Source organism: Pseudomonas sp. KT_2_4 (genome assembly GCF_041410225.1).
In the GTDB taxonomy this organism is placed as follows: domain Bacteria; phylum Pseudomonadota; class Gammaproteobacteria; order Pseudomonadales; family Pseudomonadaceae; genus Aquipseudomonas; species Aquipseudomonas paracarnis.
Genome location: NZ_CP166962.1, coordinates 4,230,181 through 4,242,470, shown reverse-complemented (window position 1 = coordinate 4,242,470; position 12,290 = coordinate 4,230,181). Strand labels below are relative to the sequence as shown.

Genomic DNA, 12,290 nt, shown 5'->3' with positions numbered 1-12,290 from the left:
TGCATAGCTACAGAATCTCGCGCCCGTGCCGATAGCCTTTGAATAAGTCCAAGCCTTGTTCCAGGGGAGTTCGCAGCATGTATCGTTGGTTAGCCGAGAAGTTGGGGAATGTAAGCGTCAACCGCAAGCTGAGCGTCGGCTTTGGCCTGGTATTGGTCCTGACGCTGTTGATCACCTTTACCGGCTGGACCGGCCTGGGGGATGTGATCAGTCGCGGCGACAAGCTGGGCTTCATTTCCAGCCTCAATGGCCTGACCAAAGACCTGCGCCTGGCACGTCTGGACTTCGATATGCGCCGTGGCGAGCAAGGCACGGACAAGGTCGACGGCCTGCTCGCCCACCTCGACAGCGGCCTGAAGACCGCCGCCGAGCTGATCGAGCAACCTGACGACAAAGCCCTGGTCGAGCAACAGCAGGAAGCCTTGAACCAATACAAAAAGGCCTTCGCGGCCATGGTCCAGGCGGGCCTCAAGCGTGAGGGTGCTCGCAGCAAGCTCGGCGACACTGCCGACAATGCTGTCGCCAAGATCAATGAAATCGAAAAAGCCCTGCTGCAAGGTGACAGCGTCACCCAGTTCAACAGCGTGGTGGAGCAGAGCAAGCTGATCCAGCAATCGCGCTTCCAAGTACGCGGCTACACCTACAGCGGCAAGGTCGAAGCCGAGCAACCGGCCCTGGATGCTATCGACAACGCCCTGAAGAAAATCACCGAACTGCAAGGCCAGCTGCCGGCCCAATACCAGGCCAACCTGCAAGAAGCCGGGGCTTCACTGCAAGCCTACCGCGCCGCCGTCAGCCAGTATCGCGATTCCCAGGTCGCCAGCGCGGCTGCGCTGAAAACCATGATCGCCCAAGGCGACATCCTGCTGGGCCACAGCGAAAAACTCACCGTCTCCCAGACCGCCGTGCGTGACGCAGATGCCGCGCAGGCCAAATACCTGTTGCTACTTGCCACCGTGCTGGCGCTGATCGTCGGCATCTTCGCAGCCTGGGCCATCACCCGCCAGATCGTCATCCCCCTGAACCAGACCCTCAAAGTCGCCGAGCGTGTGGCCTCCGGCGATCTGAGCCACAACCTGGAATCGGGCCGCCAGGACGAACTGGGTCAATTGCAGCGTGCCATGCAAAGCATGACCGTAGGCCTGCGCGAGTTGATCGGCGGGATCAGCGACGGTGTCACCCAGATCGCCAGCGCCGCCGAGCAGTTGTCGGCCGTGACCGAACAAACCAGCGCCGGGGTCAACAGCCAGAAGGTCGAGACCGACCAGGTGGCCACCGCCATGAACGAGATGGCGGCCACCGTGCAGGAAGTGGCGCGCAATGCCGAAGAGGCCTCGGAAGCCGCCGTGGCTGCCGACCAGCAAGCCCGTGAAGGCGACCAGGTGGTGGGTGAAGCCATCGCCCAGATCGAGCGCCTGGCTACCGAGGTGGGTAATTCCACAGTGGCCATGGGTGAACTCAAGCGCGAAAGCGACAAGATCGGCAGTGTGCTCGACGTGATCAAATCCGTGGCCCAGCAAACCAACCTGCTGGCCCTTAACGCCGCCATTGAGGCCGCGCGTGCCGGTGAGGCCGGCCGTGGCTTTGCCGTGGTGGCCGACGAGGTGCGCAGCCTGGCCCAGCGCACGCAGAAGTCCACTGAAGAGATCGAAGAGCTGATCGTCGGCCTGCAAAGTGGTACCCAGCAGGTGGCAACCATCATGGACAACAGCCGCGGGCTGACCGAGAGCAGTGTTGAGCTGACGCGCCGCGCCGGCCACGCGCTGGGCAATATCACCCGCACCGTCTCGACCATTCAGGCCATGAACTCGCAGATCGCCACCGCCGCCGAGCAACAAAGCGCCGTGGCTGAAGAGATCAACCGCAGCGTGTTGAATGTGCGCGACATCTCCGAACAAACCTCGTCGGCCAGCGAAGAAACTGCGTCCTCCAGTGCCGAACTGGCGCGCCTGGGGATCTACCTGCAGACCCTGGTTGGGCGCTTCCGGGTCTGAATTACCCTACACGGCGGCTTACCAAAGCCGCCGTAACTTGTGAAATTTCCTACGCAGTTATCAGCCCTCCACGGCCCCGAATCGAATTAGCGTTTCATGTGTTGCGAAATGCTTTCTCTGATTCGGAGGTTCACCATGTTTTCTCGGCTAACCCGCGTGCTGGTCAATGCCAGCGTCCGCCTCAAGCTCGCCCTGGGTTTTGGCCAAGTGCTGATCCTCAGTTTCCTGATCGCCGCTACGGGCTGGCAAGCCTTGAACGCCGTGCTTTACCGATCCAATAGCCTGACGACCCTGGGTCAATTGGCCGTTGACGCCGAGGCCATGCGCGCCGACCGCATCGTGTACCGCACCCTGACAGACAGCGATAGCCTGAGCAAAATGGCCGCGAAGATTGAACGGATGGACCAGCACTTGGCCGACCTATCAAACCGCCTGAAAGACTCGGCTGACCTGCAGCGACTTGAAGAAGCCAAGAGCCTTGCAAGCCACTTCAAGGCGGCCCTGACGCAACTTCCGCCCTTGGTCGAACAGCGTGAGCGCATCCGCCCGGTGCTGAAAAAAGTCGCCCTGCAAGCCAGCGATACCCTCGCCCAATTTGCCAGTGACCTGCCTGATCAGAACGACGAAAAGGCCCTTGATGCCATTGAGCAACTGCGGCAGGCCATGGAGCTGGCCGAAGATCGCGCCCAGAGCCCCGCCTGGGCCGCGCAATCGCTGGCAATGTATACAGAGGCCATCGGCAAGGCCCTTGACGCCCTGGAGACCGCGCAACTGGCAGTCACAGCGCTGCCCGTGGACTCAGCACTGCTCAAGACCGACCTGGCTAACTATCGCGAGCAGTTGATCGAGCTCAAGGAAGCCCAGCTCAACGTGGAGACCGTGCAAAACCGCTTCGAACAGCAACTCGATGACCTGCGCGACAACAGTAACCAGTTGAGCCAAAGCCAGAACACCAAGCGCAACAGCGAGGCAGACCACACCCGCACATTGCTGATGAGCGTGACAGTGGCCGCCCTGGCCCTGGGCGCGCTGGCCGCCTGGTGGATCGCCCGGCAGATTGCGGTACCACTGCGGGAGATCCTTGGCGCCGCACGCCGCATTGCCGAGGGCGACCTTAGCCACGACATGGCGGTCGACCGTCGCGATGAACTCGGCCAGTTGCAGCAAAGCATCGGGCAAATGACCCGCAGCCTGCGTAGCCTGATCAGCAGTATCGGTGACAGCGCCCGGCAGATCGCCGGAGCGGCCACGCAGTTATCCACCGTCACCGAGCAGACCCGCAGCGGGCTCAACGAGCAGAAAGATGAAACCGACCAGGTGGCGACGGCAATGAATGAAATGCTCGCCACTGCCCAGGAAGTGGCGCGCCACGCCGAACGCGCCTCGCTGGCGGCCCAAGAAGCCGACCATCAGGCCGGCGCCGGTGAGCAGGTGGTCACCCAGGCTATGGAGCAGATTGGCAACCTGGCCAGTGAAATGGCGCTGTCGGGCCGTGCGATGCTCGCGCTGCAACAGGAGAGCCAGAAGATCGCCAGTGTGCTGGATGTGATCAAGTCTGTTTCTCAGCAGACCAACCTGCTGGCCCTGAACGCAGCCATTGAAGCGGCGCGTGCGGGCGCTGCCGGCCAAGGCTTTGCGGTGGTCGCCGACGAAGTGCGCAGCCTGGCCCAACGCACTCAGGAATCGGCCGAGGAGATCGAAGGGCTGATCCTCGGCCTGCATAACGGCACCCAGCAGGTGGCGGATATCATGGACAGCAGCCGTAACCTGACCGATAACAGCGTCACCCTGACCCGCGACGCCGGCGACGCCCTGATCGCCATTGCCCGCACGGTGTCGATCATCCAGGAAATGAACCCGCAGATCGCCGCCGCAGCGGAACAGCAAAGCGCTGTAGCCGAGGAGATCAACCGCAGTGTGCTGAAGGTACGGGACGTGTCGGAACAAACCGCCGCCGCCAGCGAGGAAACGGCGGCGGCGAGTGTTCAGTTGGCGAGGTTGAGCCTGGACTTGCAGACGCTGGTCGACAAATTCAAGCTTTGACCTGTGGCGAGGGAGCTTGCTCCCGCTGGGCTGCGCAGCGGCCCCAAAATCTTGGGAGCGCTACGCACTCCAGCGCGAGCAAGCTCGCTCGCCACAGAGGCAAATATTTCTACAGGACTTGGCGCAGGAAGGCCTGGGCACGCGGGTCTTTTGGCGCATTGAAGAATTCCGCCGGCGCGGCGTCTTCCAGCAATTTGCCGTGATCGAAAAACAACACCCGGTCTGCCACTTCCCGGGCAAAGCCCATCTCGTGGGTGACGCACACCATGGTCATGCCTTCCAGGGCCAGGGTCTTCATCACGTCCAGCACTTCACCGACCATTTCCGGGTCGAGGGCCGAGGTGGGCTCGTCAAACAGCATCACCTTGGGATCCATGGCCAGGGCCCGAGCAATGGCAACCCGCTGCTGCTGGCCGCCAGACAGGCGCGATGGAAACTCGCGGGCTTTCTGCGCTATACCGACCTTTTCCAGCAGCGCCAGGGCCTTGGCCTCCCGCTCTTGCTTGCCGCGCTTGCGCACGACCTTTTGCGCCAGGCACAGGTTTTCCAGCACGGTCATGTGAGGGAACAGGTTGAAGTGCTGGAACACCATGCCGACTTCACGGCGGTAGGCATTCACGTCGGTCTTCGGGTCGGCCAGTTGCAGGCCGTCGATGCTCACCGAACCCGAGTCGAATTCTTCCAAGCCGTTAAGGCAGCGCAGAAAGGTGGACTTGCCGGAACCCGAGGGACCGATCACCACCAGCACCTCGCCCTTGGCCACTTGGGTGGTGACATGATCCACCGCGCGCACCACCTGCCCACGGGTATCGAAGACTTTTACCAGATCGCGTACTTCAATCACTTTGGGCAAGCCTCCGCTCAAGCCGGCTGGCCATCTTCGACAGCGGCAGGTTGATCAGCAGGTACAAGCCCGCCACACAAAACAGGATTTCAAACGGCGAGAACGAGGTGGTGATCACTTCGCGGCCGCTCTTGAGCAACTCGGTAATCGCGATCACCGACACCAGGGACGTGTCCTTGACCAGGCTGATAAATTGCCCGGCCAGGGGCGGCAGCACGCGCTTGAAGGCCTGCGGCAGCACCACGTGGCGCATCGACTGGCTGGCACTCAAGCCCAGGGAGCGCGCCGCTTCGTCCTGGCCACGGGTGATGGACTGCACGCCGGCGCGCACGATCTCTGCCACGTAGGCACCCGTGAACAACGACAGCGCGGCAATCCCGGCAAACTCCCGGGACAGGTTGAGCACCGTGCCGATAAAGAAATAGAAAATGAAGATCTGCACCAGTAGCGGCGTGCCCCGCACCAGCTCGACGTAGATTGTCGACAGGTCGCGCAAGGTGGGGTTTTTCGACAGCCGGCACAGCCCGGTCGCCAAGCCAATCGCCAAGCCCAGAATGCCGGACACTACCGACAGCCACAGCGTGGTCCACAAGCCCCACATCAACGGCCCCAGTGCCCATTGCCGAGTCACGCCGACCACATCGCCTTCAGCCACATCATCGCCGCGCGCCACTTGCAGGCTGTTATCGGCGACTGTGAGCTTTTGTTCCACTCCGGCGTCGTTGCGCAGGGTGACTTCGGCCATATCGCCTTTGCGCACCAACTCGACCACGGTGGAAATATCCGCGGCGCGCTGGGAGGTTTCGGCTTGATAGGCGAAGTATTGGGGGACGCGGTTCCAGCGCCACTCGTAGGACATCAACGACGTGGCGTAGTACAAGGCACCCGCCAGGCCGACCAGCACCACCACCGTCAGCAGGTGCCAGGGCCATTGGGCTTTTTTCTGTTTCATTTCACTTTCCGCATAGGTGTCGCCTGATAGGCCGCCATCGCGGGCAAGCCCGCTCCCACAGGTTGATGTGTGAATACAGTCAAATGTGGGAGCTGGCTTGCCTGCGATGCAGGCAACTCGGTGTCAGGCCTTATTCCATGTCCTTGAGCCACTCGGAGCTCTTGAACCACTTGTCATGGATGCGATCGTAGGTGCCGTCGTTACGGATCTGGTGCAGGAAGTTGTTGATGAAGTTGATGCTGTCGTAATCGCCTTTCTTCAAACCGAACGCCAGAGGTTCAAAGGTGAAGGGTTCTTCCAGGAACACCAGCTTGCCGTTCCCGACCTTCTTTTCGGCCACCACGTTGTACGGTGCGTCGTAGACGAACGCATCAGCCTTGCCGTTGACCACGTCGAGCACGCCTTCCTGCTCGTTGTCGTAGCCGTGGTACTTGGCCTTGGAGATCAGCTTCTTGGCAACCATCTCACCGGTGGTGCCGAGCTTGGAGGTCAGGCGGTATTTCTCGTCGTTCAGGTCTTTGTAGGACTTGATGGTGCCTTCCAGCTCCTTGCGGATCAGCAGCGTCTGGCCGACCACGATGAAGGGTTCGCTGAAGTTCAGGCGCAGGTTGCGTTCCTGGGTCAGGGTCATGCCGCTGCCAATCATGTCGAACTTGCCGGTCAGGAAGGCCGGGATGATGCCGTCGTACCCGGTGGACACCAGCTCCAGCTTGACGCCCATGGACTTGGCCATAGCCTTGAGGATGTCCACTTCGAAACCGATGATTTCGCCGCGCTTGTCGGTCATTTCGAACGGCATGTAGGTGGGGTCCATACCGACTTTCAACGTGCCGCGCTTGACCGCCTCATCAATGGCGCCGGCCTGGGCCGCAGTGGCGGCGACCAGCGCGGTGACACCGAGCATCAGCATCGAAAGATACTTTTTCATCATCAAGACCCCTGAACGATTCTTATAAGGTGGGCGCACAGAAGGGCTGCGCCATTTCGGGGTGCGATCCTAACCCACTCGTTGTCCGCCACAAAGGTTTCACCGGTAAATGTTATCGGCGTGTGTCGCAAAACACTGACAGCGAGCCGGCCAGGCACAGAGGCAGACGCTTGCGCGCGACCTCTCGATTAGGGATTGATGTGTAAGCAGTTATGACGATCAGTCGATCTCGGCTATCCAGGCCGTGTCCCTGAACCACTTGTCATGCAGGCGATCGTAGGTGCCGTCCTGGGCGATCTGGTTGAGAAAATGGTTGATCCAATTGAGGCTGTCGTAATCGCCTTTTTTCAGGCCAAACGCCAAAGGCTCAAAGGTGAAGGGTTGCTCCAGTACCAACAATGCACTGTTCTGCGGCCGACTCATCGCGATCAGGTTGTAGGGCGCATCATGGATAAAAGCATCGGCCTTGCCTTCAACGACCTGCCGCACGCCTTCTTCCGGGTTGGCCACACTGTTGAGCCGCGCTGATAGGAGAAAGCGCTGTGCCGCGGCTTCGCCGGTGGTGCCTTGGGTTGCAACGACGCGGTAACTGGGATCGTCCAGCTCTTCAATACTGGACACTTTCCCGCCCAGGCGCGGATGCAGTAGCACAGTCTGGCCCACCACGATAAACGAGTCACTGAAGTTGAGCTTGAGGTTGCGCTCCTGAGTGACCGTCATGCCGCTGCCAATCAGATCAAAGTTGTTCGCCATCAGCCCCGACAACAACTCCGTGTAGGGCACCGCTACCAATTCAAGCTCTACGCCCAGCGCGCGGCTCATGGCGTGGAGCAAGTCAATTTCAAAGCCGACGATGCGCCCCTGCTTATCGAGCATTTCGAAGGGCACGTTATTGGGGGTGGTGCCGACCTTAAGCACGCCGCGGTGCACAGCATTGTCCAGCGCGCCGGCGTAAAGCAGGCCTGCCTGTCCCCCCAGGAAAAAGCCCATCAGCAATGCCAAACAATACCTTTTGATCATGAATGCCCCCGTAGCGAGTCCAATTTGGGGGGCGATCCTAACCCAGCCGCAGGCACGGCAATACGCTTCGAACAAAGGTCTTTTGTTTCGAAATAACAAGGAGTTAGCGATAAAAGGAAGAGGCTAAAAACGCTGTAGGACCAACGTTTGAAACACCCCCGAAGTGAGCCTTCGGGGGTGCCTGAATCAGGCCGGCTGGGCCTGGGGCGACTGTGGTTGCAGGGGCAGCAATGGCGCGTGCGGATCGGCCTTGATCGAGGCACGCCAAGCGCCTAGCCACTCGGCGTGACCTTCGCTCCACACCTGCTCATGCAGACGAGCCAAGGCCACCGGATCGCTGAGCAAGGCCAAGCGTTCGCTGTTGTTGAGGCCAGCCGGGCCGACTTTCAACGCGTGGCGAACACGCTCCATGCGCAGGTACTCGATGGGCTCGGCCTCACGGTGCCGCGAGGTCGCCAAGGCGCAGGCCAGAGCGTTCTGCTGCGGGTCTACCACCGAACGCACAAAGCCGTCGTTGAGGGCGTGCCAACGGTTTTCGTGGGTGTACTTCTCGGTCGACAGCAGGGCCTGCGGCGGGTTGTATTCCTCAGGGATCAGGAACAGGCTCTCGTCGCGGGACTTGAGGCCCAACTTGACCCGGCTGGAAATCACCGACACCGGGATCGACAGCATCAGCGAGCCGACAATCGGCACCAGCCACCACAGGAAGCTCGGGTTCAGCCACACCACCAGCAGCGCCCACAGGAAGCCCAGCACGGTTTGCGGACCGTGGCGCTTGACCGCTTCGCTCCAGGGCGTGGAGTCGTCGTCACGTTGCGGCGAGTTCCAGGTAGCGGCCCAACCGAGGAACGCGGCGAGGACGAAACGGGTGTGGAAAATCATCCGCACCGGCGCCAGCAGCATGGAGAACAACATCTCCAGCAGCATCGACAGGGTTACCTTGAACTTGCCACCGAACTCTTTGGCGCCCTTGGCCCAGATCAAGATGATGCTGAGCAGTTTAGGCAGGAACAGCAGCACGATGGTGGTGGAGAACAGCGCCACCGCCTTGTCCGGGTGCCATTGTGGCCATAGCGGGTACAACTGGCGCGGGGCCATGAAGTACTGCGGCTCCATCAGCGTGTTCACCGCCAGCAAGGCCGTGGACAGCACCAGGAAGAAGAACCACAACGGCGCCGACAGATAAGACATCACGCCGGTCAGGAACACCGCACGGTGCACCGGGTGCATGCCTTTAACCAGGAACAGGCGGAAGTTCATCAGGTTACCGTGGCACCAGCGACGGTCACGCTTGAGTTCGTCCAGCAGGTTCGGCGGCAGTTCTTCGTAGCTGCCCGGCAGGTCGTAGGCAATCCACACGCCCCAGCCGGCACGGCGCATCAGCGCGGCTTCAACGAAGTCGTGGGAGAGGATCGCACCGGCAAACGCGCCTTTACCGGGCAGCGGCGCCAGGGCGCAGTGCTCGATAAACGGCTTCATACGGATAATGGCGTTGTGGCCCCAGTAGTGGGATTCACCCAACTGCCAGAAGTGCAGGCCGGCGGTAAACAGCGGGCCGTACACGCGAGTGGCGAACTGCTGCATGCGCGCATACAGGGTGTCCATGCCCGACGCACGCGGCGCGGTCTGGATAATCCCGGCATCCGGCGTGGCTTCCATCAGGCGCACCAGGCTGGTCAGGCACTCGCCGCTCATCACGGAGTCAGCGTCGAGAACGACCATGTACTTGTAGTCACCACCCCAACGACGGCAGAAGTCGTCGAGGTTGCCGCTCTTGCGCTTAACGCGGCGGCGACGACGGCGGTAGAAGATCTTGCCGAAGCCACCGGCTTCGCGGCATACGTCGAGCCAGGCTTGCTGTTCGGCGATGCAGATGTCGGCGTCGTTACTGTCGCTGAGCACGAAGAAATCGAAGCGATCCAGGTCACCGGTCGCGGCCACCGATTCGAACGTTGCACGCAAGCCGGCGAATACACGCGGCACGTCTTCGTTACAGATCGGCATCACCAGGGCGGTGCGCGCATCTTTCGGAATCGGCTCGTCACCGGCACTTTTACCGGAAATACGGTATTTATCGTGACCGGTCAGCAGCTCCAGGAAGCCCATGAGCGCAGTCCAGAAACCGGCCGACACCCAGCAGAACAGAATCCCGAACATGATCAGGATGCTGGTTTGCAGCGCGTAAGGCAGTACCTGGGTAGCGGTTTGCAGCAGGGTCTGGTTGCGAATTTCGTCGAAGTCGACCAGCGACCAGCCCTGGTACGGCATGATGCCTTTCATGTACCAGCCGGCCACGATGGTCTGGCCCAGCATCAGCACCAGCAGGATGTAACGACGGATCGAGCCCACGGTACGCCAGCGCGCAGCCGGCAATACCCGCTCATCTTTCGGTGGCTTGGGCGGGTTGGTGCGGCCGGTCATCCGGCGCCAACCGCGCACCAGGATGTTGGTGCGCCAAGGCTCGGGCACCACTTTGGTCCGACGAATCGGCGGCGTGGCCTTGAGACACACACGACCGCTGGCATCGAGCGCCAGCATCTCGGCGTCTTGCAGCTCTTCGGCGCTGTTGAGGGTCAAGCGGCGGCCGACCGACGCTTGGGCAGCGTCGGTCGGTGCGTCGAAGGTCTTGGACGACAGACGTTCGTGCAACTCGCTGAAGGACTTGCAGCCCGCCAGCTCGGCGCGCTGCTCAGCCGTCATGGGTAGATGCGCCAGGTACTCGGACAGAGTCTCTGGCTTGACTTGAGAATTACTCATCGGCAGGCAACTGATAGCTCCAGGTTTCGGTCAGGACTTGCTCGGTCTTGATCGGCTCCGGTGTGGCTGGGGCAGCCTCAGGCTGTTTGGCTTCCTTGTCCTTGGCGTCTTTCTTGGCCTGCTTCTCATGCTGCTTGGCCAAGACTTTGTCGGCCTTGAGCACATGGTTGGAAACCGACTCAGGCTCAGGCTGCACGATATCCTGCACCAATGCCGCACGCATTTCGGTCGGTTTGCTTGCGTCCTTGATCTTCATACGCAGGGTCAGGCGCCAGCCTTTGGTGTGTTCGTTGTAGCGCACGCTGTTTTCAACCAGTTCAGCGTTATCACCCACGCTAACCTGGCTACGTACCGGAGCGTCCGGCAGCAGTTTCTTCAGGGACGGGCCCTCGAAATCTACCAGGTAGGCCACGCTGCCATCGGGCTGACGGATCAGGTTCGATTGCTTCACGTCACCGGTAGAACGCAGGGTCTGCTTGACCCAGGCACTGTCCGGCGAATGGAAGGCCGCGTCGTCCAATGTCCAGTGCAGACGGTAAGCCACGTCCAGCGGCTTGCCGACTTCCGGCAGCTCGGCCGGGCTCCAGAAGGCCACGATGTTGTCGTTGGTCTCATCGGCGGTCGGAATCTCGACCAGGTCGACGGAGCCTTTGCCCCAGTCACCTTCAGGCTCGATCCAGGCGCTTGGGCGCTTGTCGTAGTTGTCGTCCAGGTCTTCGTAGTGGCTGAAGTTGCGGCCACGCTGCAGCAGGCCGAACCCACGCGGGTTCTCGACGCTGAAGTTGCTGACCGACAGGTGTTTAGGGTTGTTCAGCGGACGCCAGATCCACTCGCCATTGCCGGCGTGAATCGACAGGCCGCTGGAATCGTGGAGCTCGCGACGGTAGTTGAGGACCTTGGACGGCTGGTTGGCGCCGAACAGGAACATCGAGGTCAACGGCGCAACGCCCAGCTTGCTGACCTTGTCACGCAGGTACATCTGGGATTTGACGTCCACCACGGTGTCGGTGCCAGGGCGCAGGATCAGACGATAAGCGCCAGTGGCGCGTGGCGAATCCAGTAGCGCGAAAATCACCAAATGCTTGTCACCCGGCTTTGGACGCTCGATCCAGAACTCGGTGAAACGCGGGAATTCTTCGCCAGACGGCAACGCGGTGTCGATTGCCATGCCACGGGCAGACAGGCCATACACTTGGTCCTTGCCTACGACGCGGAAATAGCTGGCGCCGAGCATGGTCATGATTTCGTCTTGCTTGTCGGCCTTGTTGATCGGGAAAAGCACACGGAAACCGGCGTAACCCAGCTGTTCGGTGGCTTTAGGATCAAATTTCACGTCGCCGAAATCGAAACGCGTCGGGTCGTACTTGATTTCGTGCACGCTATCGGCGGTGACTTCGTTGATTTTCACCGGGGTATCGAAATGCATCCCCTGGTGATAGAAGGACAGCTTGAACGGGGTGTTCTGATCGGCCCACTCGGCTTTTTCATTGCGGAAACGAATTTTCTGGTAATCCGCAAATTTCATTTCGCGGAATTCGTTCGGCAGATTGCTGCGCGGAGCTTCGTACTTCTGCCCAGCCAGCTCTTTTGCCTTGGCCGACACATCATCCAGACTGAACGCCCACAGTTGACCCGCGCCGAACAGGCAAAACAGGGCAGAGCCCGTCACCAGTGCGTTTCGTAACCGTTTGGCAGACAATTTTGGTGCATTACAGGGACTAACAATCACGAGCAACCCTCGCCGAAAACAGA

The 12,290-nt window shown here is 60.7% G+C and carries 7 protein-coding genes and 2 pseudogenes; 3 read left to right on the top strand and 6 right to left on the bottom strand.

The features are described from left to right. Positions 1 to 77: 77 nt before the first annotated feature. The 3 genes and pseudogenes from AB9N64_RS19535 to AB9N64_RS19525 all read left to right on the top strand — a co-directional run. Positions 78 to 1,136: pseudogene (locus AB9N64_RS19535) on the top strand (methyl-accepting chemotaxis protein); the annotation flags it as partial. Beyond that, positions 1,122 to 1,994: a methyl-accepting chemotaxis protein gene (locus AB9N64_RS19530; RefSeq protein ID WP_370694792.1), complete on the top strand. Its 873-nt coding sequence runs from the start codon at positions 1,122 to 1,124 to the stop codon at positions 1,992 to 1,994. The pseudogene AB9N64_RS19535 and the gene AB9N64_RS19530, both read left to right, overlap by 15 nt. Before the next feature lie 135 nt (positions 1,995 to 2,129). After that, positions 2,130 to 4,037, top strand: a complete 1,908-nt coding sequence (locus AB9N64_RS19525) for a methyl-accepting chemotaxis protein (protein ID WP_371359623.1) — start codon at positions 2,130 to 2,132, stop codon at positions 4,035 to 4,037. Between the two features lie 109 nt (positions 4,038 to 4,146). Here the strand turns inward: AB9N64_RS19525 and AB9N64_RS19520 are convergent, their stop codons facing one another. From AB9N64_RS19520 to AB9N64_RS19495, 6 genes and pseudogenes are all read right to left on the bottom strand, one after another. Next, positions 4,147 to 4,881 carry an amino acid ABC transporter ATP-binding protein gene (locus tag AB9N64_RS19520; protein WP_014716551.1) on the bottom strand — a complete coding sequence of 245 codons (735 nt, stop codon included), beginning with the start codon at positions 4,879 to 4,881 and terminating at the stop codon, positions 4,147 to 4,149. Continuing rightward, the gene (locus tag AB9N64_RS19515; RefSeq protein ID WP_019820013.1) at positions 4,874 to 5,833 is read right to left on the bottom strand and encodes an amino acid ABC transporter permease; all 960 of its coding nucleotides are present in this window, start codon (positions 5,831 to 5,833) and stop codon (positions 4,874 to 4,876) included. Before AB9N64_RS19515 ends, AB9N64_RS19520 begins: the two co-directional genes overlap by 8 nt. 130 nt (positions 5,834 to 5,963) lie before the next feature. Then, entirely contained in the window at positions 5,964 to 6,761 is a 798-nt protein-coding gene (locus AB9N64_RS19510; protein WP_032901820.1) for a transporter substrate-binding domain-containing protein, read from the bottom strand. A 219-nt stretch (positions 6,762 to 6,980) separates the two neighbouring features. Further along, positions 6,981 to 7,781 (bottom strand): transporter substrate-binding domain-containing protein, encoded by an 801-nt coding sequence (locus AB9N64_RS19505; protein WP_032901819.1) that lies wholly within the window; start codon positions 7,779 to 7,781, stop codon positions 6,981 to 6,983. 178 nt (positions 7,782 to 7,959) lie between these two features. Then, positions 7,960 to 10,538, bottom strand: a pseudogene (gene mdoH, locus AB9N64_RS19500) (glucans biosynthesis glucosyltransferase MdoH); the annotation flags it as partial. Then, on the bottom strand, positions 10,531 to 12,267 hold the full coding sequence (locus tag AB9N64_RS19495; RefSeq protein WP_014716546.1) for a glucan biosynthesis protein G: 1,737 nt from the start codon (positions 12,265 to 12,267) through the stop codon (positions 10,531 to 10,533). The pseudogene mdoH and the gene AB9N64_RS19495, both read right to left, overlap by 8 nt. Between the last annotated feature and the right edge of the window lie 23 nt (positions 12,268 to 12,290).